Source organism: Rhizobium sp. BK312 (assembly GCF_014193605.1).
In the GTDB taxonomy this organism is placed as follows: Bacteria; Pseudomonadota; Alphaproteobacteria; order Rhizobiales; family Rhizobiaceae; genus Rhizobium.
Window position 1 is genome coordinate 382,102 of sequence record NZ_JACHZP010000002.1, and the last position, 23,471, is coordinate 405,572.

Genomic DNA, 23,471 nt, shown 5'->3' on the forward strand with positions numbered 1-23,471 from the left:
CAAGTCTAAAGAGGGAGAAAAAAATGGCCGCGAATACGACAGAAGGCCCGACCGTAGCGCCGCGGCGCAAGATGAACATCCTCTTCAGCCTGACGCTGATCCTGCTGCTTCTGGCGCTCTGGATTGTTCTCGGATTCTGGACCGACAAGTTCTGGACGCCGCTCAACATAACCAATCTGATGCGTCAGGGCTCGATGACGGCCATTCTTGCGCTTGGCCAGACCTTTGTCATCATCACGGCGGGCATCGATCTTTCCGTCGGCGCGATCGTCGGCTTCTGTACCGTCATCATCGCCTGGCTGTTGCAGGCGGGTTTCCCGGTGTGGTCCGCCATCCTCATTACCTTGTTGTTCGGGGTACTGATCGGCGCATTTCATGGGTTCGGCATCGTGCGCATGGGTCTGCCGCCCTTTATCATCACGCTCGCAACATTGACCTCGCTTCGCGGCATAGGGCTGCTGATTACCAACGGCTCGACGATCAACATCGTCAATGACGATTTCAGCAATTTCGCAGTGTCCGATTTCCTGGGCATCCCGAGCCTGTTCTGGATGGTGATCCTGGTAGCGATTCCGGCTGTCATCTTCCTGCATCTGAGCCGCTGGGGCCGTTATCTCTTCGCCGTCGGCTCAAACCGCGAGGCGGCACGCCTGTCCGGCGTCAACGTCAACTGGATGATCTATCTCGCCTATATCCTGTCGGGAACCTGTGCCGCCTTCGTCGGCATTCTGCTTGCCTCGCGCATCGCCATCGGCAATGCCACCCAGGCCGACGGCTGGGAGCTGCAGGCGATCGCCTCCTCGGTGATCGGTGGCACCAGCCTGTTCGGCGCCGTCGGGACGGTCTACGGCCCTTTGATCGGCGCCTTCATCCTGGCGACCATCAACAATGGCGCCAACCTGCTGAACCTCAACTCCTTCTGGCAGCGCATCATCACGGGCGTCCTGATCATCGTCATCGTCTATTTCGATCAGCTGCGCCGCCGCCGCGCTTAGCGGTGTAATTGATACGCGATGCAGCCAAATCGGGCGGGCTACCCCGCCCGATTGCTGTTCGAAACAAGGGCCTCACGATCGGGTTGGACGATCGCCCAAAACGTGGCGCCGACCAGAGCCCATATAGTCCCGAATGCAAGTGGCATGCAGGGGCGATGGATGATGATCTCCAGCAGGTATGAGAGCGAAAAGCGCAGCCCCGTCAAGTCTCAGGCCGGCGAGGGCCGGGACCTCCGCCAGCTCAGGCCCTTCAGCAGATTGCGCAACGGCTTTTCGACGGCTTCATAGGCGACAACGCCGAGGAGCGTGCCGGAGATGACGCTGACGAAGGTAACGGCGTCTGACGGTATCTGTAGCGACGACAGCAGCTTGACGATCACCGAGATCGCGAGCGTATGCCAGAGATAGATCGAATAGGACGCGTTGCCGAGATAGGTAAGGGGAGGGACGGATGGCAGCTTGCCGCTGCGCTCAATGGAGACCGTGCCGAGGACCAGCGCGACCGCAAGCGGACCGCACGTCATCTCGTTGAAGTCGAGGCCAAGCAGCTCGATGGCGGCAAAACCGGCGATCGATACGATCACCAGCGCGAGGCCAACGCCAATGCCTGGAACATGTCCTTTCAACCAGAACCGGGCAAGCACTGCGCCTGCCACGAATTCCAGAATAATCGGTCTGACATAGGTGGCAAGCATCGGCGATTGCGGATGGATGAGAGCGCCGATCGCGACGAAAGCAGCAAAGATGCCGATCAAGCTGCCGAGCCGCAGGCGCTGCGGCAGGAGCAGGCAGGCCGCGAAGATCACATAGAAGAACATCTCGAAATTCAGCGTCCATCCCTGCACCAGCACAGGCCATATCTCGCCGCTGCTGGGCGACCTGACGGGAATGAACAACAGCGAACCGAATATATGGCTCGCCGTCAGCTTCATGTTCGGAAACAGTCCCACCACGGCGCCGGCAATCATGATGATGGTCACGATCCAGTAGGATGGCGCGATGCGCTGCAGCCGGTCGAGCACGAAACGCAGCGGCGTCACGGGACGGCGCTCGCTCATGGTCCACATGATGAAGCCGCTGATGACGAAGAAGACGTCGACGCCGGCGGCGCCGATGCGGAAATGGCCGCCGCTGCGCTCGGCGGCATGAAACAACACGACCGCAAGAGCAGCAAGAGCACGCAGATATTGGATGCCGTAAAGCGTCTTCATTGGCCCGTTCGCGGCTCCCAATTGACCGGCGGCGCGAATGGCATCTGCTCGCCCATGTGCGGGGGCGCCTTCGCAGGCATACGTGTTCGCATGGAAAGCTTTCCTGCCGTGAAATAAAACAGGAAGGAACCGACATGGTACGGATTTAGAATATCGATCTCCACGAAAGACCGGATCAGCAAAAGCGTCGCAATTCCCAGAAGCAGATAGGATTCGTCGTTTCTGACATCGCTCAGAAAGCGGCTGATATGGCCGATCACAGCCGTCAGCAGGATGGAGGCGAGCAGGCACACACCAATGAGCCCGGTCTCGACCATCGTCTCGATATAGGTGTTGTGGAAATGGAAGCCCGCGCGCGAGGCAATGTAAAATTCCTCCCACAGCCGCTCGGGCTCAGAAAAGCCCTGTACCCAGTACGCCTGGTAGCCGACGCCGAAGAGGAGATTCTGCTGCGCAGTCGCGATGCCCTGTTGCCAGAGATAAGTGCGCCCGGTGAGCGTGGAATCCTTGCCGAAGGCGCCGAGGACGAGATCGACCGCACCGAGGTAGACGCCCGCGACCGCAAGGATGACCCCGACCACGGCTACCGTCACAAACAGCCTTTTCCGCTGTTTGGGCGACAGATATAGGATAATACGCAGGCTCACGCACAAGAGCACGACCAACATCGTCGTCAGAACCGATGTTGCCGATGCCGAGGCATGCAGGCAATAGGCCGATAACAGGCCGGCAATTCCAGCACCGATCATCCAGATCCGCCGCTCGCCCAGAACAAAGACGGCAGCAAAGGCGAAATAGATGCCGAGCGAAGCATAGAAGCCGAGCTGGTTCTTGGAATCGAAGGCGCCGACGAAACTGTAAGTTCCGTCTATGGGATCATAGGCATAGTAGCCGAACAACATGGAATAGAGCAGCACGATGCCGGTGCCGACGATCGCGCCGCGTGTCAGCGTGCGGATATCGAGCGTGCGCATGGCGACCAGGGCGCAGAAGATATGCGTCATATACTGGATGGATGCCCGTGCCGTCGTCGGGGGGACGACCGACCAGAAGATCGACAGAAAGGTGAAGAAACCGAAGGCAAAAAGCCAGAGCTGCCTGTGATAGCTGCCAAGTACGTTCCGGTAGTCCATCATGACAAGCGGAAACCACAGCGCGTAGTAGAGCAGGATCGAGGGCTGACCGAAGCGGGAGGAGTAGGCAAAAACGAAGAAGGACAGGGTAACCGCCACCGTGCCGTAGGTGGCGTTGCTGCCCGGACGGATAAAGATCGATTTGGCTATCCGCATCGATTTTCCTATCGAATGGCAAGCCCGGTGCTGATCTTGATCAGATCGCCGGGCAATACCTGCGTGTTTTCCTGGGCCTGTATTTCCTTAGATTGCCCGTTGTCGTCACGAATGATGGTGTAGGAGATGCTCACCCCGGGGCCGCTTGGGTCGAGATTGCCGGCATCGGCCGATTGAGCGACGGCTTCCTGCATGAGGGACTGGCTGGTCGACAGTTTGAGCTGCAGCGTTTCCAGCTGCGTGTCGGTATCCTGCATGTCCCGGGCCAGCGAACTCTGCCAGTCGTTGCGCAAGGTAATCTCGTCCTGATTGGCCTTGTTGATATCCTGCTTGGCTTTCAGCGCGGCGGTTTCCGTATCGAGGAGAGTAGCTTCCAGATCGGAGGCGCGCTGTTCGGCGGAGATTCGGCGGGAGGCAAGCTCCAGCCCGCGCTCGGCCAGACTTTCGACCTTGTCGCGGTCGGCCTTGGCCAGATCAAGCTGACGGCTCTGCGTGTCGTTCTTCTTCGAAAGCGCCTCGACTTCGTTTTGCAGAAGCGTCTTCAGATCTTCCAGGGACTGCAGCTGCGTCGTCATGCGCTTGGCACGCGTATCCATCAGTGCCTTCTCGCTCGCGAGCAGATCCGCCATGTGCGGCAGCTGCTTGAGCTCGGTGGGGACGTCGATATCGTCCTTGCCGGCCAATTCGGCCATCAGGCGCGCTTTGCGCATCAACAGGCGGCTACGCTCCGCCATATAGACGACCGCGTCACCCTTGGCATTGATGAAATCGCGCGCAAAACGCTGTCCGGCATCGGCTCGGCGCATCCCGCCGCCGAGGCTTATAGCCTTGAGCACGGTCAGGTTGGGCGCGAACGGATATTCACCGGGATTCTGGACCTCTCCGGAAAGGTAGATCGGGCGGAACTGTGACATTTCGACCGAAGCCGAAGGACGATCACGCAGGCCGAATTGCTTCTGCAGGCCGAGACCGATAGCCTCGGCGATCTGATCCGTCGTCTTGCCGACGGCCGGCATATCCCCGATGAAGGGAACCGAGATCGAGCCCGAAGGGCCGACGGTGTAGTCGCCCGAAACCATCGACCAGTCGCGAATGGTGCCTTCGGCCGTCTGCCACTCGGCAACGCGCACATGCAGCTTGTCCATGACGCCTAGATGATATCCGGCAAGGTTTTCGGCTAGCGCCGGAGCGGCAGCTGCGCCAAGGCTGAGAGCAATGATAGCTGCGCAGCGCAGCGATGAATTGACACGTAGAAGCCTCGTCGAAGGCCGGAATTCAATCATGCAGGATCTTCCCTGTTACCGGTAGGCAATCCCGCAGGACGCGGGAAAACCGCAGGACGCATCCCGCGGTATCTGCCAGTCATCATCAATAGCTGCCGCGTGAAAGGCAGACTGCAGGAATGGTTTTGGCGATGATCACCATGTCGCTGCTGAGCGACCAGTTCTTCACATAATGCGTGTCGAAGGCGACGCGGCTTTCGTAGGAAACGTCGTTTCGGCCGCTCACCTGCCAAAGACCGGTCAAGCCCGGACGGGACTGCAGATAATAGATCGCCGCGGTCTCGTAGCGCTCGAGCTCGTCTTCCACCACCGGGCGTGGCCCGACGACGCTCATCTCGCCGCGGATGATGTTGATCAACTGCGGCAGCTCGTCAAGGCTGAGCTTGCGCAGGACAGAGCCAACTGTGGTGACGCGAGGATCATTCTGCAGCTTGCGCGTTGCACGCCACTCCTCCAACGCTTTCGGATTGGCCTGAAGGTAAGCATGCAGCACCTTGTCACCATTGACGACCATGGTGCGAAACTTCAGGCAACGGAAGGTCTTGCCATTATGGCCGATACGGCGGTGGCCGTAGAAGACGGGACCGGGGTCTGAAAGTTTTACCAGCAGCATCAGCAGCAGAAAGAGCGGGCTGATGAGAACCAAGGCGGTCAGAGCGGTAGAAACGTCAAAAATGCGTTTCAATACTCCACCAGTGGGCGGAAAGACGTCGCTTTCCGCAGCGCTGAAAAAAGCCGATGTGGCCGATCTCGTCGCAGATTTCATAGAGAAAACTCCATTCATGTTGACGATTGGTCGGAAATTCTCGGACGCGTAACTAGAGCCGCGATGGCCGGAGTGTAGGTTGGGATTGAGACTTTTTAAGCCAAATTTTTGTAGCGATATGGCATGGTGGTATAAATTTACCGCACCAATGGTGACTTGGTTTAGTTCAGTGAGCAGTAGTAGATAAATTGTACTGTATCATCTTGTGTATAATGACGCTCTTGACAGCTCTGTCGTCTCTTAGCCGACCCTTTCTAAGGATATTATAGGCATGAAACGCTAAGCTGTTCATTATCATTAGCTTCGCTAGCCTCTGCTCGGTTTCCTTTCAGCTTCAGGTCATCCAGTTTTCTTCTGTGGATATATTGCAGTGCAGCAATATTTTGCAGCGCACATACTGAAAGCAGATTCCTCAGGACTTTGTAATAAAAGTTGATTGAATGGACGAGAGCACCCTATCGGTTGGATGGCCCGGATGCTTCTTTCAGATTGTATTATTTCGATATGCCGCCATTTAATTGCAATGAGAAAGATGAACAAATTCAATTGTAATTATAATCGATGCGTAGTTTTAACAGGCTTGGCGCTAGGATCGTCTCAAATCGCAACGGATCTTGGTAACTTGGTTGAATCTCAATGAATCATAAAATATATTTAAGACTTAGGTCTGATAAGGGAGGAAAGACCTTGATCGCTTTTTATTTAACGTCCGAACGGGCGGGGTAAGATTATGTACGCGCCCCGCGTTTTCATCAGCATGCTAGGCACGCTGATCGTATTTGCCATCGCAACATATTTCCTGACGAACTCGCTTTCGACCGCGCTGATCGAAACGGCTATCTGTGCCGTCCTTCTGCAGATAGGTTATTTCCTGGGCGTGCTTTACCTCGTTTGGAAAGAGCGCAAAGCGCATGAGGCCCTGTTGAACGAAAATAAGGGCCCGGCATCGATACAGGAAGACAGCAAGGTCGCCGGTCTGTCCGCATCCAGTTTAAAGCGGTCCGAGCCCTTCAACCCCTGAACTTCGGGGAAACGATCAGATCTTTTGAAGCTCGGCGGTTGCCGGATCGTAGCCATGTCCTAAGTCTCCGTCTGAACCCTTGGAGGCCGATGTGACCGACCCTGCAGAAAAAAGCGTCTGCGTAATCATTGCCGCGAAGAATGCCAGCGAAACCATTGGGCTTGCCGTTGCCTCAGCTCTTCGGGAGGTCGAGGTCGCCGAAGTCGTCGTCATCGATGACGGTTCGACGGATGGAACGGCTATCGCCGCCGCCAAAGCCAATGACGGCAGCGGCCGACTGATTATCCGGGAATTCGAAAAGAACCGCGGCCCTGCCGCAGCACGCAATCACGCGATCGAGATATCCAAGGCGCCGTTGATCGGTATCCTCGATGCCGATGATTTTTTCTTTCCAGGTCGTTTCGCAGCGCTGCTTGCCGCTGACGACTGGGATTTCGTTGCCGACAACATCGCTTTCGTCAGTGCCGATACCGTGCCTGATGCGCATGCAAGGCTCGATCATTTCGACGCGAAACCGCGTTTTCTCGATCTTGCTGCTTTCGTCGAGGGCAATATTTCCAAGCGCGGCGTGCGTCGCGGCGAGATCGGCTTTCTGAAGCCCTTGATGCGGCGCTCCTTTCTGGATGCTCATGGTCTGCGCTACAACGAGGCGCTGCGTCTCGGCGAAGACTACGATCTGTATGTCCGTGCGCTGGCTCACCAGGCCCGCTATAAGATCATTCATAGCTGCGGTTATGGCGCGGTCGTGCGCAGCGATTCCCTGAGCGGCCGGCACAGGACCGAGGATTTGCGCCGCCTTTACGAGGCTGACCGGACCATTCTTGCCAAGGGCGGGCTTTCTTCAGCGGACGCAGCCGTGATCCGTCGTCACGAACAGCATATTCGCGATCGTTACGAGTTGCGGCATTTCCTCGATATCAAAGCACAGTCCGGGCTTTTGTCGGCGGCCGCCTATGCGCTGTCGCACCCCTTCGCCGTCCCCGCTATTGCCGGCGGCATTCTGGCGGATAAGACGGAGCGTTTCCGCAAGCGGAGCACCACCACCATTGCCCATCCCGGCGCAAACGGCCTGCGCTATCTGCTGCAGGCCGCTCCGGAATAGCGGTATTGCGGCTTAGAGATAATCGCGGCGCACGCCTTCGATTACGTTCAGGAGGCGCTCCTTACAGGCTGCCAGCGCGCTATCCTTGCTCAGCTGCGGCTTTGCCTTGCTCGCCTGCCACAGAGCCAGAGCGGAAGGTACGGCCAGCGCCTGCTTTGCCATGACGCGCAGCGTGGTCTGCTCGGGATCGGCAAGCATGACGTTTTCCCCATAGCGTTGCTTTTCGAGCTCGGCTGCCGCTTCCTTGTTGCGCTCGAAGCCGACACCCCAGAATTTGGCCCCTTTGGCGATCGCCTCGGCGCGGGTGGAAACGGGGATGTGCTTCGGCTGGTAGGTGACGCCGAGTGAGAGAGCCCAGTCGTTCCATTTGAAACTGTTGATGGAACGCGAGGAGCTGACCGCAATCCACGGAACACGGAAGGCATCGGCGAGGATGGCGCCATGCATCGATTCCGCCACGATCAACTCGGAGGCGGCAATCTCGCGGATGACGGCCTTCGCCTCGCCGCGCGGATCGAGATAGGAAAGACCGACGGTCTTGCAGATTTCAGGCCAGAGGCCTGCGGCAGCCGATTCCCAATGCGGAATGAAGGTGCGCTTGCCGTTTTTCGAAATGGCCTGGAATTCCGGCATTTCCGTCACCAGCACGGCAGGATCGACGATGCCCATTTCGGTGGGCAGACCAGCCTTTTGCGCCGTCAACGGCCCACGCACGCTGCGGACATCCCATTGCGAGGTATCGCGCATGTCCGGAAGAGAACCGTAGCCGAAACCACTGCCGATAACGAGCTTGTGCCCCTTGTCAGGCAGGATCTCCGTGTTGAGGACGGTTCCGACGCCGACCAGCAATGTTTCCTCTCGAACATCGCGAAGGCCGGGAAGTAGGAAATCCCAGAGCCAGAGATTGAGATCGTCACCGAAATTGCCATGGGTGGATTCCCAGTGGAACGGCTTCATGCAGGACTCCTTGCTGATCCAGACTATAGCGGGTCATGCCGTGGCTCTTCGATGCGGCATGTGCAGCCCATGCTGCACCGCAAAATCTAGGGCGCTAGTTTGCCCACGGCAAGCTGCATGGCGCTTTGTAAAATTCCAGGATCGCGCAAGGCCCATTTTGCCAGCAATCCAAATTGCGGCAGGCGCCGCCGCCGCACCTGCCGCGCCTGGCTCCAAAGCGCCTGCTGGCGGGCGCGGTTCTTATAGAGACGGATGGATTCGACATCCTGCGGCCGGCGCGAAAATCTCTGCTCCAGCGTGTTGAGCGCCGTCCATGTGTTGAATTGCTGGCGCAGGAATTGCGGGGAATCATTGTCGATGCTGTGAAATATGTTCACGCCTTCGCCGCGCAGCGCTCCGGCATTCTCGCAAAGCAGAACCCGCTTGGCGGCGAGAACGCAGTCGCAGAAAAACAGAACGTCCTCTGCCGCCAGTCGCAGGGACGGCTCGAAGCGGATCTTTTCGAAAAGCGGCCGCCCGATCACCATGCAGGACATGTGCAGGAAACTCCAATCCTGCAGCATGACACTGGCGATATTGGGGATTTCGACGACGGCCGGCCTATCCGACAAGCGCACTGTATCGGTCGATTTCCCAAGCTCGGCGATGCTGAAATGGTAATAGAACTCCTTGCCCCCATCGATGGAGTCCCAGTAGCAGTCGGCGTTGTAATGGGTCAGTGTTCCGAAGGCATTGCTAAGATGTTCGGGCGCCCATTCGTCATCGGAGTCCAAAAAGGCTACAAACCGGCTCTCGGCCGGCACGCTGTTAAGGCCGGTATTGCGCGCCCCGCCAGGACCGGCATTGGCCTGACGGATGACACGGATACGTTTTCTTTCCTCGCTGCTCAGCGATTGTAGCTCGCTTTCCGCCGAAAGCGGCGATTGATCGTCGACGACGATGATATCGAAATCCTGAAATGTCTGCCGGGAGATCGATTTCAAAGCGCGCTGCAGAACGCCGGCTTGCTTCTGATAGAACGGAATAACAATCGTGATAGACGCCATTTTCCCGCCTTTACGGTTTTAGTTCAAGGGCTTGCGGTTCATGTCTTAGGGCATGATTGTTGGCTTTTCCAACGACATTCGCCGCAATTTTCCGGCAGATAAGCCATAGCGGAAGTCGTTGTGACGCCAACAGGTAGCGTCCAATCGATGTCGAGCAATGATGAGAGGCGAGATTTTCTGAAACTTTCATCCCAGCGCGCCAGCGGTCAAGGCTATCCGCCGATGAGCTATTATAACACATGGCGCGTCAGGATCGTACGCTAATGCAGCCATTGGCAGAGCGATATGAATCGGTTTTCTCATTCTGATTGAAGCTTTGTCGCATTTTGGTCACGCTTTGCATGCCAATTCATGCTGCGTTGCAAAAAATCTTCACCTTCAGCGGAAATTATGGAAGGGTCGGGAACGTTCGATCGGAGCGCAAAGCGAGACCTCGGGTGAGCGGCTAAGTGCCTTTCGTAACTGCGTTTTCTTGCATATAAATCGATTTTTCACCCCTTTACGCAGGACAAAACCATGTTTTCTGTGCGAGGCGACATATCGTTTTTTGCTCATTTTTGCTGCGCTGCCATATTCCCTTTCCGAAGAGTGCCCTAGGTTATCCTTGCGAGTTCTGCTGTGTTGGAAATGGCTGCGAGGGGGGATGCAGCCCGAAGAAGAGGTGACAGACATCGTGAATGTGACTGCCAACGTGTCTTCGCGGATAAACCCCATGCGTAGCATATTGCTCCCGGGCACAGTTTCTGTCCCCATATCATTCGAGCCCCATACCTGGCCGTTCAACCGCGCCTATGGTTTTTTCGATTGTTTGCGGGGATTGCTGCGCGACACTTTGTTCCCTGTAGGTGTGCCCTGCGTAAGCAAGAGTGATACCATGACGACATCGAAAAACTGCATGTACAGACTTGGTCTTGTTTCAATCGCTCTCATGAGCGCCTTCCTGATGCCGCAGGCCGCATCCGCGCAGGATGATCAGCCGACGGGCGGTTCCTTCGTCGACAATTTCGAGCATCTGGACACCAGTCGTTGGTATATTTCCGACGGCTGGAACAACGGGCCACATCAGAATTGCACTTGGTCGCGCAAGCAGGTGGGCATCAAGGATGGAACGCTGCAACTGCAGTTCGTCCAGTCCAAGATCGGTGAACGTAATTATGCCTGCGGCGAAATCCAGACGACGAAACGCTATGGCTACGGCACCTATGAAGCGCGCTACCGCACCGCTACTGGGCCTGGTCTGAACTCTGCCTTCTTCACCTATATAGGCCCGACTGACAAGAAGCCGCATGACGAGATCGATTTCGAGGTGCTCGGCAAGAATTCCGGTCAGGTTCAGGTCAATCAGTATATTTCCGCCAAGGGCGGCAACGAAAAGTTGGCGCCGGTTCCAGGCGGTGCCGACAAGGGTTTCAACGATTATGCCTTTGTCTGGGAAAAGGATCGCCTGCGCTACTATGTGAACGGCAAGCTCGTCCAGGAGGTTACCGATCCTTCAAAAATACCGACGAACCCGCAGAAGATCTTCTTCAGCCTCTGGGGCACCGATACGCTCAGTGGCTGGATGGGCAAGTTCGCCTATAGCGGCGAGCCGGCGACCATGGAGATCAGGCGCGTCGCCTTCACCGCTCCGGGAGAGAAGTGCCTCTTTCCGGAATCGATCACCTGCAAGCTCGATTGAACACGGCTGGCCGCACCATCGCGCGCGGCCAGTGGCAACGCCACCATGCAACACCAACCACACCAAGTGCCTGGCTTCGGCCGAGCGCAAAAGCGGAAATTTTGATGCTGCATATACTGTACTTCGTACATGATCTTGCCGATCCGGCTGTGCGCAGGCGGGTGCTGATGCTGCAGGCTGGCGGGGCGCTCGTAACGCTTGCGGGTTTCCGGCGCGATGACAATGCGCTGGCTGCCATTAGCGGCGTCGAGCCGATCGAACTCGGCAAGACGCGGGATGCCCAGTTCGCACAGCGGATCGCGGCAGTGGCCAGATCGGCGGCGAGACTGCGCAGCGCGCTGCGCTCCGTCGCAAGACCGGACATCATCATCGGCCGCAATCTCGAAATGCTGGTGCTCGCCAACCGCGCCAAATCCGTCTTCGGCGGCGATGTGCCTATTGTCTACGAATGTCTCGATATTCATAGGCTGCTGTTGCGCGATGATGTGGTGGGCAGTGCGCTTCGCAGTGCCGAGCGTCATTTCGGCTCGCAGGCATCATTGCTGGTGACCAGTTCGCCCGCCTTCATCGAGCGCTATTTCCGTCCGCGCTCCGGGCTGCAACTCCCGGTCATGCTGCTTGAAAACAAGGTGCTGGCGCTCGAGCCCGCGGCGCGCGTCATCGCATCGGCCGCAAGGCCACCGGTTGCGGGCAAGCCTTGGAAGATTGGCTGGTTCGGCGCTCTTCGCTGCCGCAAATCCTTGGCGCTGCTCGACCAATTCTCGCGCCGGATGGAAGGCCGTTTCGAGATCGTTCTGCGCGGCCGTCCGGCCTATTCCGAATTCGACGACTTCGACCGCACCGTCCGCGATGCACCCTTCATACATTTTGCCGGCGCCTACAAGAACCCTGAGGATCTCGCTGCGATTTACGGCGAGGTCCAGTTTTCCTGGGCGATCGACTTTTTCGAAGAGGGATTGAACTCCAGCTGGCTGCTGCCGAACCGCCTCTACGAAGGCGGTCTTTACGGTGCCGTGCCGATCTCGATCAAGGATACGGAGACGGCAAGATTTCTTGCCAGCCGAAAGATCGGGCTCACGCTTGACCGGGCAGATGCCGAACATCTGACGGCGCTTTTGGGTGAGATGGACGTAAAGCGCTATCTCGCCGCTTTCGAGGCCGTGGCATCCCAGGAGCATAAGCAATGGATGATGGATCGCGCCGACTGTCAGCTGCTGGTGCAGCGGCTGGCATCGCTGACGCGCGCCAATGAGCAGATGGCCGAGATACAGGCCCTCCCACAACTGCATCGCAATAGAGGTGGATTGCAATGACGACCGGAAGTTCAGGGGATATGCGTTGCGTAATCGTTGTTCCTTGCCTCAACGAGGAAAAGCATATCGAGCCGCTGATCGACAAGCTCGGGCGGGCTCTCGACGAACTCGATGCGAAGATCGTGGTGGCTGATGGCGGCAGCACCGATCGCACGCGCGAGATCGTGAGCCATATAGCCGAGAGAGATCCGCGCGTTCTTCTGCTCGACAATCCGAAGCGGCTGCAAAGCGCGGCGATCAATCTTGCCATCGAGACTTTCGGTGACGATCACGAGTATTTCATCCGCATCGACGCCCATGGCGACTATCCGGATGATTACTGCCAGACACTGGTTCAGGAGGCTGGCGCGACCGGTGCCGATTCAGTTGTCGTCGCCATGCGCACCATGGGCTTCAGTGCCTTCCAGAAGGCGACGGCCGTCGCCCAGAATTCCAAGCTCGGCAATGGCGGCTCCAAACATCGAGAAGGCGCCAAGGGCCATTGGGCCGAGCATGGGCATCATGCGCTCATGCGCGTTGCCGCCTTCCGTGCCGTTGGCGGCTATGACGAAAGCTTCAGCCATAACGAGGATGCGGAGCTGGATTATCGGCTGAACAAGGCTGGGTATCGTATCTGGCTGACCGACAAGACGGCGATGACTTATTTTCCGCGCGCCAGCATTCCGACGCTCTTCAGGCAATATCTGGGGTATGGCCGTGGCCGCGCGCGCAATATACTCAAGCATCGCAGCATGCCGAGCCTGCGCCAGATGCTGCCGCTTGCGGTCGTGCCGATCTTCATCGGCGCTTTCCTTGCTGTCCTCAACTGGATCGCGGTTATCCCGGTCGGCCTCTGGGCCGTCGCCTGCATCGCCTATGGCTTCTGGATCGCTCTCGGACATAAGAACCCCTATGGGCCGCTGGCGGCCGTTTCCGCGATGGTCATGCATTTCGCCTGGTCGATGGGGTTTTGGATGGAAGTCCTGAGCTTCCGCAATCGCAGGGTGGCGTCATGACACAGGCTCATCGGCGCCCGATAAAGATCGACATTGCGGTCTGCACCTATAGGCGGCCCGAACTCGATCAGACGCTGCTGTCGCTTGCCGTCCTGAGTATCCCCACAGGCGCCGTCGTCCGGATCATCGTTGCCGACAACGATGTGACCCCGAGTGCCCGGGACCGCGTAGACGCCATGCGCTCGGCCGTTCCGTTCGAGATTGTCTATGTCCATTGCCCCGCATCGAACATCTCGATTGCCCGCAATGCCTGCCTGGATCATGCAAGCGGCGATTTTCTCGCCTTCATTGATGACGACGAGACCGCTTCGGAAGACTGGCTGAGCGAATTGCTCATCATGGCCGACACGACCGGCGCCGACGCCGTTCTTGGCCCCGTTCAGGCCGTCTACGGGAATATAGCTCCGGGGTGGATGCGGCGCGGTGATTTTCATTCGACTTTGCCTGTCTGGGTCGCCGGGGAAATCCTGACCGGTTACACCTGCAATGTATTGCTGCGCCGCGGCGCACCCTCGCTTGCTGGCCGGCGCTTCAATATCGCGCTCGGACGCAGCGGCGGCGAGGACACCGAATTCTTCGCTCATATGCATAAGGCCGGCGGCAGGATCGCCTATGCGGCGGATGCGCTGGTCTACGAACCCGTCCCGGAAGGGAGGGCGACCGTCTCCTGGCTCTCGAAGCGCCGGTATCGCATGGGCCAGACCCATGGCCGCATGCTGTTGGAGACCGCAGGCGGCCTCGGGCGCTGGCGCGCGATTGCACTGGCGGCCTCGAAATCCGCTTATTGCTTCGTTACCGCAGCGCTGCTCTTTGCATCGCCCATCAAGCGGCATCGCTATGGCCTGCGCGGCATCATGCATGCCGGCGTGGTCAGTGGCCTCTTCGGAGTCCGCGAAATCGAACAATACGGAAATCTGGAGAAGGCACCGCAATGACGGATTTCATCCCCGATGTCAGCTTCGTCATTGCTGCCTATAACGCCGAGGAAACGCTCGAGCGCGCCATCGACAGCGCGCTGGCGCAAGGTGCCGTCAGTATGGAAGTGATCGTGGTCGACGATTGCTCGACGGACAATACGCGTGAGATTGCCGGCAACCATCCCGATCCGCGTGTACGACTCGTTGCCATGGCCCGCAATGGTGGTCCGGGCGCTGCCCGCAATGCCGGGCTCGATGCGGCCCGGGGCCGCTGGGTGGCCGTGCTCGATTCCGATGATGCCCTACGTCCGGATCGGATGGCCCGCCTGATCGCCAGAGCGGAAAAAGCCGAGGCACAGATCGTGGTCGACAATCTCGACGTGATCCGTGAGGACGTCGGCACGATACTGCCGATGTTTCCCGAGCCGATGCTCGCGCGCATGCCGATACTGACGTTGGCTAAGTTCATCGCCTCGAACATGATTTTCCAGTCGGAGCACAATTTCGGCTATATGAAGCCGGTCTTCGAGCGTGCCTTCATCGAGAAACATCGCCTGCGCTTCGAGGAGACCCTGCGGATCGGCGAGGATTATATTTTCCTCGCTTCGGCTCTCGCTCGCGGCGGCGTCTGCGTCGTCGAGCCGAGCGTCGGTTATCTCTACTACATCCGCGATGGGTCGATCTCGCGTGTTCTCCGGCAGGACCATGTCGAGGCCATGCTTGCTGCCGACGCCAAGTTCTTCGCCGAACATCACTTCGGCGCCGCTGCCCTTGCCGCACAACGGCGGCGCACGCGCAATCTGAAGGAAGTCATCGCCTTTCTTAAATTGGTCGACAGCATCAAGCAGCGCGAACTGCAGGAGATGCTCAAGATCGCATGCCTCAACCCGCGGGCCGTACGTCATCTCAGCATGCCGGTCTTTGCCCGTTTTCGCCGGTTGGCCGCGTCGCTGCGGAGCAGCCGCCAGCCGACGCCCTCTCAACTTTCCTCCCCTCTGCCCAATATGGGCGCAGGCCCTCACTCTAACAAAGGATAGAGCCATGGACCCCAAACGTCGTGTGAGAAAAGCAGTGATCCCGGTTGCCGGCAACGGAACGCGCTTCCTGCCCGCCACCAAGGCGATGCCGAAGGAAATGCTGACGATCGTCGATCGTCCCGTCGTTCAATACGCCGTTGATGAAGCCATCGAGGCCGGTATCGAGCACATCGTCTTCGTCACCAGCCGCAACAAGTCGGCGATCGAAGATCATTTCGATGATACGCCGGAGCTGATCTCCTCGCTGCAGCGGGCCGGCAAGAGCCAGCAGGTCAGCGAGTTGGAGCGTCTTCTGCCGCGTCCGGGCTCGGTAAGCTTCACCCGGCAGCAGGCGCCGCTTGGCCTCGGCCACGCCGTCTGGTGTGCTCGCGACCTGATCGGCGACGAGCCCTTTGCGCTGCTTTTGCCCGATATGCTCTGCTACGGTATGCGTGGCTGCATGGCCGGCCTGATGGATCTCTATAACGAGACCGGCGGTAACATCGTCGCCGTCGAAGAATGCGCCCCGGAAGAGACGTCGAAATACGGCATTATCGGCAAGGGCGAGTCCGTGCGCCATGGCTTCGCCGTGACCAAAATGGTCGAGAAGCCTCATCCGTCCGAGGCGCCTTCAAACTTTTACCTCAATGGCCGTTATATTCTGCAGCCCGAAATCTTCGATATTCTGGCCCGCCAGGAGCGCGGTGCCGGTAACGAGATCCAGCTGACCGACGGCATGTTGCGCCTGTCCGAGACGCAATACTTCCATGCCCAGGTCTATAATGGGCGTACGTTCGATTGCGGGTCGAAGCACGGCTTCATCGAAGCGAACGTTGCCTTCGCGCTCGCTCGCGCCGATATCGGCGGTTTGGTCTATGACTCGATCCGCAACCTGGTCGTCTCGCACGAAGCGCAGATGACCGCCGCTTAAGCCTGTCACATTGTGGCCTGCGGCCGGGAACGCCGCAGGCCATGGCAATTGTTCATTCGGGCTTCTCCGACAAGGTGGTCGCCATGCATCAGAAGAACTTCACTTTCCACAGCGCTCTCCCGCAAGCGGAGTCGCAGGATAGCTTTATCGATCTCGATCGGCTGATGGCCGTCGTGGTCCGGCGCATCCGCACCATCATTTTCGCCATGGCCGCCTTTGTCATCCTGGCCGTCGTCTATTTGTTGACGGCCACTGCGAGCTATACCTCGATGACGCAGATATTGCTCGACGAAAGCATGACGAAATATGCCGAGGATCAGCCGCCGGCAGCAAGCAGCCAGCAGGCGGACATGGAGATTGCCAGTGCGGTCGAAATCCTCAAATCAAATGAGATGGCGCTGCGCGTGGTCGATACTGCCGGCCTTGCGGACAATAACACATTGCTCAACCCGCCCGCGTCTCCGGCGGCGTTGCTCAAATCCGGCGTCGGCCTGATCGTCAGCGTCTTCACGCCCGGCCGGCCGCCGATGACGCCTGAGCAGCAGCGCGAGGCCCAGCGTCAGAAGGTTGCTGCCGTTCTTCAGGACAATCTGAAGGTCGAGCGCGTCACACGAAGCTCGGTCGTTGCCGTCTCCTTCAGCTCGACGGACAAGCTTCTCGCCGCCAAGATCACGCGCGCCTATGCCGACGCTTATCTTACCGACCAGCTGAACGCCAATTTCGACGCGACGGAACGTGCCTCCGTCTGGTTGCAGGAACGCCTGAACGATCTGCGCCAGCGCGCGCAGGAGGCTTCGCTCGAAGTCGAGAAATACAAGGCCGACAATGGTCTGACCTCGACCGGCGGCGAGCTGATGTCGGAACAGCAGATTTCCGACCTGAACAAGCAGTTGATCATCGCGCAAGCCGATACGGCCAGCGCATCCGCCCGCTACAATCAGTATAAGTCGATCGTCGACCAAGGCCCTGACAACGCCGTCAAGAACGCGACCATCTCGTCGAGCTCCACCGACAACTCGGTGCTGCAGGATTTGAAAACACGCTATCTCGCTGTCGAAAAGCGCGAACAGGATGTCACGCAGAATTTTGGCGCAGATCACCCGCAAGCCGTCGCGCTCAAGGCCGAGCGGAAGGACATTACCCGGCAGATCTATCAGGTTCTTCAGCAGCTGACTGCCAGCTACAAGAACGAGCTTGATGTCGCACAGTCGCGGGCGGAATCGCTGCGCGAAAGCATCGACAAGGTCGTCGGCAAGAATTCCGAGGCTAACAAGTCGTTGGTTCACCTGAATGAGCTGAACCAGAAGGCATCAGCGCTGAAGACACTTTACGAATCCTATCTCGGCCGGTTTGAGCAGGCGACGCAACAGCGCTCGTTCCCCATCGCCAAGGCCCGCGTCATATCACTCGCCGGCGTGCCGACTGCGCCGTCCAGTCCGAAGAAGACGCTCGTCATGGCGCTGTCGATCATTCTCGGACTAATGGTCGGCTGCGGTGTCGCGGCATTCCAGGAGTTCCGCGATCGCTTCTTCCGCGTCGAAGCCGATGTGCGGGCTGCTCTCGGATTGAAGTTCCTCGGCTATCTGCCTCTGCTCGGCCAGCAGGGCAAGAACAAGAAGAAGTTACGCAGGGTCGGTGCAAGGCCGGAGCCGGCAACGGCGGAAGAGGGGGAAAACGGCGTTGCTTTCGAGCGCATGATGCGCATATCCGTCGAAGCGCCGCGCTCGATCTTTGCCGAGACCCTGAGAAACGCGAAACTCGCAAGCGACGTGATGCTGCAGGGCCGCGCCGACCGCGTCATCGGCGTCATCTCAGCACTCCCCGGTGAGGGCAAGTCGACGACGGCAGCCAATTTCGCGGCGTTGCTTGCCAGCAGCGGCAAACGTACGCTGTTGATCGACGCCGACTTGCGCAATCCGGGCCTCAGCCGGACGCTGAAGTCGCAGCCGCATGCCGGCCTGATCGAAGCCGTGCTTGGCGAAGTGCCTTGGACGAATGCCGTGAAGGTTGACCCGCGCACTAAACTTGCGATCCTGCCGGTCGTGGTGCGCGATCAATTGCTGCACACCAGCGAGCTTCTATCCTCTCAGGGCATGCAGCATCTGATGGAGAATGCGCGCAAGATGTTCGACTATATCATCGTCGACCTTGCTCCGCTCGGTCCCGTCATCGACGCGAAGGCTTTTGCGCCGCAGGTGGATGCCTTCCTGCTGGTGACCGAATGGGGTGCGACCCCGACCAATCTGGTGCGCCATGTCCTGGAACAGGAGCCGCAGATCAACTCGCGCATTCTGGGCGTTATCCTCAACAAGACCGATATGTCAGAACTGCCGCGCTACAGCGATTTCGGCGGAACGGAGCGTTACCGGCAGAAATATGTAAGCTACTACACCGAGGCGCAGCCGCGTGCCGAGGTGGACGCTTAGAGCAACTCCGGGAAAAGTGCGCAGCGGTTTTCCGTCCGGAATTGCGAGACAGCAAAGAGATAGAGCGGTTCGGAGATTCCGTGAAAAACCGAACCGCTCTATCTCGTCTGTGTCTTGCCGGCCCTGAGCCGGGTTCTCGCCAGGGTATGTTCTCGCCAGATCGTGAATATGCCTGCCGCAACGACGATGAGCGCGCCCACAATCATGGGCGCGCTCAATTTTTCCCCGAAGATGGTGACGCCGATAAGGGCGGAGAAGACGAGCTGTAGATAGGTCAGGGGCTGAATCACCACCGCGTCGAGCATATCGTAGGCGCGGATGAGGAAATAATGGCTCGAAACGCCTGTCAGGCAGAGAATGCCCATGAAGACCCAGTCATGCGGCGCAAGCGGCGTCCAGAAGAACGGCCCGATGCAGGTCATGGCGACGGCACCCACCACACCCGTATAGAAAAAGCTGGTCATCGCGCCATCCTCGCGGCTGACATAACGCGTCAGCACAACATAGAGCGAAAATAGCAGCGCACCGAAAAGCGGCACCAGGAAGCGCGCATCGAAGACACCGCTCTCCGGCTTCAGGATCAGCAGCACGCCGACGAAGCCAAAGCAAATTGCCAGCCACCGCCGCCAGCCGACCTTCTCGCCGAGGATCGGTATGGAGAGCAGGGCCACCATCAACGGTCCGGATGAAAAGATCGCCTGCGTATGGGCAAGGCCGACGATCACGAAGGACGAGATTGCGACGACGATCTGTGCGGCAAGCAGCAGGCCGCGGGCAATCTGCAGGATAGGCTGCTTGGTCCGGGCGTTGCGGCGCAATCCGCCTGGCGCGCGCGAGGCCATCGCGACGGCGAAGAGCATAAAGGCCCAATAGCGGATCATCGCCACCAGAAGCGGCGGGTAGGCACTGACAAGGTGCTTGGAAATGCCGTCCTGTATGGCGAATATGCTGATTGCCAACAGCGTGAAGATGTAACCGGTACTATTGGATTTCATGATTATCGAAGGAAGAGAATGTGCAAGGCCCCGGAGACGCCGGGTCCGGCGCCTCGATTCACATTAGGCTATTCCTTGACCCAATCATAGACTTCCGGCTTACCTTCGGTTCAACCGGAAAGCCGTTAATCAGCCTTTCCTGCGATCTGCGACGAAAGCGGTGAAGCCTTCGAGGAAAGCCGAGAGATTGTGCTTCACCTTCTCGTCGACGATCGCCCCGTCTGCATCGAAGACGCTGCCGGCGCGCGACACCATCAACCGGCCGCCAAACCATGCTTCGGCACCGAGCGTACGCAAGACCGCCAGCCAGGCATTCTGGCTGAGAATGGTGCCGAAATTGCCCGGCGACGCGCCTAGAACCGCGATCGGTTTGCCGCCGAAGACCTGCGCGATGTCAGTGGAGGGGCGACTCATCCAGTCGATGGCGTTCTTGAAGACGCCAGGAAGCGAATTGTTGTATTCCGGCGTAAACAGGATCAGCCCGTCGGCCGAGATGGCCAGATCCTTAAGCTCCCGCACCTTTTCCGGAATGCCGTCTGCGGCTTCGAGATCGGCGTCATAGAGCGGCACGCCATGGATGGTGCGCGCGATCAGTTCGACACCGCTTGGTGCCAGTTCGACGGCGGCATGGAGCAGAGCCGTGTTGAAGGAGCCTTTGCGCAGGCTGCCCGATATGCCGAGTATTTTCATTGCTTCCTCCATTTGCCGTGAGGGGAAGACATTTATGCTTCGGCCTGCTGCGTCAAGGCCTGACGGCGATATTATGCGGCAAGCAGCGACTTCAGCTTGACGGAGCTTGCCGCCAGAGCGGCGTGATCCGGATGTGCACGGGCGGCGATCAGCATTTCGGCAAGACGGATGTCGCGCGCGATGGCATTGCCGCGCCCGATGCCGCTGGCGGCAAGCACTCTTCCGTCCGCGCCGAGATGGAAGAGAATGAATGCCCCGTCATCGAGGTCGCGCCGCACATGAGTGACCGCTTCATCCGCCAGCCCTGCGATCTGCAGCGTAAAATCATATTGATCGGACCAGAACCATGGGACGGCGGATATTTCCGCACGTTCGCCCAGCATGTTGGCGGCGGCCAGATTGGCCTGCTCCTGCGCATTGCGCCAGGATTCGAGGCGAACGCGTCTTCCGCCATAAAGTGACAGCGGAAACGAGCAGCAATCGCCTGCCGCAAAGATATCCGCATGGGAGCTCTCCAGCCGCTCGTTGACGGCAATACCATTGTCGATCGCGAGTCCCGCTTTTGCGGCCAGCGCGACATTCGGCAGCGCCCCGATGCCGACGAGCAACAGGTCCGCGGAGATGACTTCGCCGCTCGCCAGACGAACGACCACCTTATCGGTTTCTTCCTGCAAGGCTTCGATGGTCTGGTCGCAACGAATATCCACGCCTTCCTGGCAATGGCGTTCGGTAATCGCTTCAGCGATCTCTTCGGGCACGCCGCGCTTCAGGACGCGCGGCAGGCCTTCGATGACGGTGACGTCGGCACCGCGGATACGCGCCGTTGCCGCCAGCTCAAGGCCGATGAAACCGCCACCGATGATGGCAATGTGCCGTCCGGGATGAAGGGCTGCATGCAAAGCCACCGCATCGGCGTGGGTGCGCAGCACGCGGATGCGCTGCGATGTGCTGTCAACGCCTGGAAACCCTCGCGCCGCGGCTCCGGTTGCAAGCAGAAGCTTGTCATACGCGAGAGTCTGCCTATCCGAGAGCCTGAGGGTCTTCGTCGCGGGATCGAGTGCGATCACGGTCGTCTTGAGCTTCAGATCGATCGATTGCTCCCCATAGCGCTCCAATGTGGCGATGAATTTCGGCTCTCGCGTTTGATCCGCGCTGCCTTTTGACAGTGGCGGCCGTTCGTAAGGCGCCAGCGGCTCGGCGCCGATGAGGGTGATCCCACCCTCAAATCCCTTTTCGCGAAGTGCGAAGGCGGCGCGGGCGCCACATTCTCCGGCTCCGATAATGACGAAATGAGCCACGCTTGCCTCCTCAGAGCCCGATGAAGACGGTGCCGTTTTCAACCTTAACCGGATAGGTCTGCAAGTTGACGCAGACCGGCGCGCCCTTGGCTTCGCCAGTGCGGTAGTCGAAGCGGCCATTATGCTTCGGACATTCGATGATGTTGTCCATGACCAGCCCGTCGGCGAGATGGATCTTCTCATGGGTGCACAGGCCGTCAGTCGCGAAATAATCATCCTCAGGGCTGCGATAGACCGCGAAGGTCCGCCCATCATGGTCGAAGCGAATGACATCTTCTTCATCGATCGCATCAGCGGCGCAAACTTCGATCCAATTGCTCATCGTTTCCTCCCTTTTTATGTCCGATTTATTGAGCGGCGGCGGCCGGCAACTCGCCGTGAAATTCCTCGCGGTAAGGCCGCGCCGTCGGCGGCAGCTCGCGCTTCAAGAAATAATCCTCGTTGCGCAATTGCCGCAGGAATGCCGGAATCATCTCGCGATAGCCGGACCAGATGGACGGATTCGGCGCCGGCAGATCATGCTTGATCATCGCATGCAGCTTCGGCAGGGCGTGGTAGGGCACCATCGGGAACATGTGATGTTCGACATGGTAGTTCATGTTCCAATAGATGAAGCGGCTGATCGGATTCATCATGACGGTGCGGCTGTTCAGCCGGTGGTCGACGACATTGTCGGCAAGGCCGCCATGCTGCAGCAGGCCGGTCAGAACATGATGCCAGGCGCCGTAGAGCCGGGGAAGGCCGACCAACATCAGCGGTAGGATCGAGCCCATGGCGATCGCGCTCGCAATGGTGGCGATATAAATGGCCAGCCAGATGCGGGCGATGCGAATGGCCTTCGGCTGCTCCATCTCGGGAATGAAGGTTTTTTCTGCCGCACTGACGACGCCGGCCGCATTGCGCAGCATGTCGGCGATCGCATGCCAGACATCGAGGATGCCGAAAAAATTGAGGACGAGGCGGAAGAGGTCCGGCGGCCGCATGACGGCGATCTCCGGATCGCGGCCGACAATGACGGTATCGGTGTGGTGGCGTGCATGGCTCCAGCGCCAGGTGACCGGATTGCGCATGATCATGAAGCACGCGATCTGATAGACCGCGTCGTTCATCCAGCGTGTCTTGAACGCCGTGCCATGGCCGCATTCATGCCAGCGGCTGTCGGAGGCCGAACCGTAGAGCACACCATAGGCCAGGAAGAAGGGGACACAGATCCAGGAGCCCCAGAAGTAGACACCAAGTGCTGCGAAGACCACCATGCTGCCAAGCCAGATAATGGTGTCGCGGATCGCCGGCGCATCCGAACGCTGCATCAGCGCCTTCATGTCCTTGCGCGGCACATCTGTATGATACCATTCGGCTGCCGCCAGCCCCGTTTCCACCGCCAGCCTGCCGCTTGCGCCGAGCAGATCGTAATCACGCTTGATTATCGTCGTCATTCCTGCCTCCCGCGATGTGCAACAGCGCACCGCCCTCGATGCCCAAAACGATAGATCGACTTTTCGCTTGCCTCAATGCATGAATGATGGAATCTATCAAAACATG

General features: G+C 58.7%; 21 protein-coding genes. 10 read left to right on the forward strand and 11 right to left on the reverse strand.

Going from position 1 to position 23,471, the window contains the following annotated elements:
- Positions 1-23: 23 nt before the first annotated feature.
- Positions 24-995, forward strand: coding sequence for an ABC transporter permease (locus FHT85_RS06440; RefSeq protein WP_112335828.1), 972 nt, complete (start codon positions 24-26; stop codon positions 993-995).
- A 209-nt stretch (positions 996-1,204) separates the two neighbouring features.
- Here FHT85_RS06440 and FHT85_RS06445 read toward each other — a convergent pair whose 3' ends face one another.
- The 4 genes from FHT85_RS06445 to FHT85_RS06460 form a co-directional block, all read right to left on the reverse strand.
- Complete coding sequence (locus tag FHT85_RS06445; RefSeq protein WP_112410365.1) at positions 1,205-2,206, reverse strand: acyltransferase family protein; 1,002 nt, start codon at positions 2,204-2,206, stop codon at positions 1,205-1,207.
- Positions 2,203-3,495 carry an O-antigen ligase family protein gene (locus FHT85_RS06450; RefSeq protein WP_112410366.1) on the reverse strand — a complete coding sequence of 431 codons (1,293 nt, stop codon included), beginning with the start codon at positions 3,493-3,495 and terminating at the stop codon, positions 2,203-2,205. Before FHT85_RS06450 ends, FHT85_RS06445 begins: the two co-directional genes overlap by 4 nt.
- 8 nt (positions 3,496-3,503) lie before the next feature.
- Positions 3,504-4,778, reverse strand: coding sequence for a polysaccharide biosynthesis/export family protein (locus tag FHT85_RS06455; RefSeq protein ID WP_112335825.1), 1,275 nt, complete (start codon positions 4,776-4,778; stop codon positions 3,504-3,506).
- 85 nt (positions 4,779-4,863) lie between these two features.
- A complete protein-coding gene (locus FHT85_RS06460; RefSeq protein ID WP_112410367.1) occupies positions 4,864-5,544 on the reverse strand; it encodes a sugar transferase in 681 nt (226 codons plus the stop codon).
- Positions 5,545-6,274: 730 nt separating this feature from the next.
- On the opposite strand from FHT85_RS06460, the gene FHT85_RS06465 reads away from it, so the two are divergent.
- Both FHT85_RS06465 and FHT85_RS06470 read left to right on the forward strand, forming a co-directional pair.
- The gene (locus FHT85_RS06465; RefSeq protein ID WP_112410368.1) at positions 6,275-6,565 is read left to right on the forward strand and encodes an exopolysaccharide production repressor protein; all 291 of its coding nucleotides are present in this window, start codon (positions 6,275-6,277) and stop codon (positions 6,563-6,565) included.
- A 91-nt stretch (positions 6,566-6,656) separates the two neighbouring features.
- The gene (locus tag FHT85_RS06470) at positions 6,657-7,667 is read left to right on the forward strand and encodes a glycosyltransferase family 2 protein (RefSeq protein WP_112410369.1); all 1,011 of its coding nucleotides are present in this window, start codon (positions 6,657-6,659) and stop codon (positions 7,665-7,667) included.
- Positions 7,668-7,679: 12 nt separating this feature from the next.
- On the opposite strand, the gene FHT85_RS06475 is transcribed toward FHT85_RS06470, so the two are convergent.
- Together FHT85_RS06475 and FHT85_RS06480 are read right to left on the reverse strand one after the other, a co-directional pair.
- A complete protein-coding gene (locus FHT85_RS06475) occupies positions 7,680-8,624 on the reverse strand; it encodes a polysaccharide pyruvyl transferase family protein (protein ID WP_112410370.1) in 945 nt (314 codons plus the stop codon).
- Positions 8,625-8,710: 86 nt separating this feature from the next.
- Positions 8,711-9,670 carry a glycosyltransferase family 2 protein gene (locus FHT85_RS06480; RefSeq protein ID WP_112399590.1) on the reverse strand — a complete coding sequence of 320 codons (960 nt, stop codon included), beginning with the start codon at positions 9,668-9,670 and terminating at the stop codon, positions 8,711-8,713.
- A gap of 874 nt (positions 9,671-10,544) precedes the next feature.
- On the opposite strand from FHT85_RS06480, the gene FHT85_RS06485 reads away from it, so the two are divergent.
- The 7 genes from FHT85_RS06485 to FHT85_RS06515 all read left to right on the forward strand — a co-directional run bounded on the left by FHT85_RS06485 (position 10,545) and on the right by FHT85_RS06515 (position 18,946).
- A complete protein-coding gene (locus FHT85_RS06485) occupies positions 10,545-11,348 on the forward strand; it encodes a glycoside hydrolase family 16 protein (RefSeq protein WP_112410371.1) in 804 nt (267 codons plus the stop codon).
- 104 nt (positions 11,349-11,452) lie between these two features.
- Positions 11,453-12,661, forward strand: coding sequence for a glycosyl transferase family 1 (locus FHT85_RS06490; RefSeq protein WP_112410372.1), 1,209 nt, complete (start codon positions 11,453-11,455; stop codon positions 12,659-12,661).
- Positions 12,662-12,681: 20 nt separating this feature from the next.
- Positions 12,682-13,656 carry a glycosyltransferase family 2 protein gene (locus FHT85_RS06495; protein ID WP_281412927.1) on the forward strand — a complete coding sequence of 325 codons (975 nt, stop codon included), beginning with the start codon at positions 12,682-12,684 and terminating at the stop codon, positions 13,654-13,656.
- Entirely contained in the window at positions 13,653-14,591 is a 939-nt protein-coding gene (locus FHT85_RS06500) for a glycosyltransferase (protein WP_112410374.1), read from the forward strand. Before FHT85_RS06495 ends, FHT85_RS06500 begins: the two co-directional genes overlap by 4 nt.
- The gene (locus FHT85_RS06505) at positions 14,588-15,610 is read left to right on the forward strand and encodes a glycosyltransferase family 2 protein (RefSeq protein WP_112335815.1); all 1,023 of its coding nucleotides are present in this window, start codon (positions 14,588-14,590) and stop codon (positions 15,608-15,610) included. Before FHT85_RS06500 ends, FHT85_RS06505 begins: the two co-directional genes overlap by 4 nt.
- A gap of 4 nt (positions 15,611-15,614) precedes the next feature.
- Positions 15,615-16,520: a UTP--glucose-1-phosphate uridylyltransferase GalU gene (galU, locus tag FHT85_RS06510; RefSeq protein WP_015343418.1), complete on the forward strand. Its 906-nt coding sequence runs from the start codon at positions 15,615-15,617 to the stop codon at positions 16,518-16,520.
- Between the two features lie 83 nt (positions 16,521-16,603).
- Positions 16,604-18,946, forward strand: a complete 2,343-nt coding sequence (locus tag FHT85_RS06515; protein ID WP_112410453.1) for a polysaccharide biosynthesis tyrosine autokinase — start codon at positions 16,604-16,606, stop codon at positions 18,944-18,946.
- 98 nt (positions 18,947-19,044) lie between these two features.
- Here FHT85_RS06515 and FHT85_RS06520 read toward each other — a convergent pair whose 3' ends face one another.
- The 5 genes from FHT85_RS06520 to FHT85_RS06540 all read right to left on the reverse strand — a co-directional run bounded on the left by FHT85_RS06520 (position 19,045) and on the right by FHT85_RS06540 (position 23,365).
- Entirely contained in the window at positions 19,045-19,941 is an 897-nt protein-coding gene (locus tag FHT85_RS06520; RefSeq protein ID WP_112335814.1) for a DMT family transporter, read from the reverse strand.
- A gap of 129 nt (positions 19,942-20,070) precedes the next feature.
- Positions 20,071-20,631 (reverse strand): NADPH-dependent FMN reductase, encoded by a 561-nt coding sequence (locus FHT85_RS06525; RefSeq protein ID WP_112335813.1) that lies wholly within the window; start codon positions 20,629-20,631, stop codon positions 20,071-20,073.
- 71 nt (positions 20,632-20,702) lie between these two features.
- Positions 20,703-21,929, reverse strand: coding sequence for an NAD(P)/FAD-dependent oxidoreductase (locus FHT85_RS06530; protein ID WP_112335812.1), 1,227 nt, complete (start codon positions 21,927-21,929; stop codon positions 20,703-20,705).
- 10 nt (positions 21,930-21,939) lie between these two features.
- On the reverse strand, positions 21,940-22,251 hold the full coding sequence (locus tag FHT85_RS06535) for a MocE family 2Fe-2S type ferredoxin (protein ID WP_075855758.1): 312 nt from the start codon (positions 22,249-22,251) through the stop codon (positions 21,940-21,942).
- A gap of 25 nt (positions 22,252-22,276) precedes the next feature.
- Positions 22,277-23,365, reverse strand: a complete 1,089-nt coding sequence (locus tag FHT85_RS06540; protein ID WP_112335811.1) for a fatty acid desaturase family protein — start codon at positions 23,363-23,365, stop codon at positions 22,277-22,279.
- Positions 23,366-23,471: the final 106 nt, after the last annotated feature.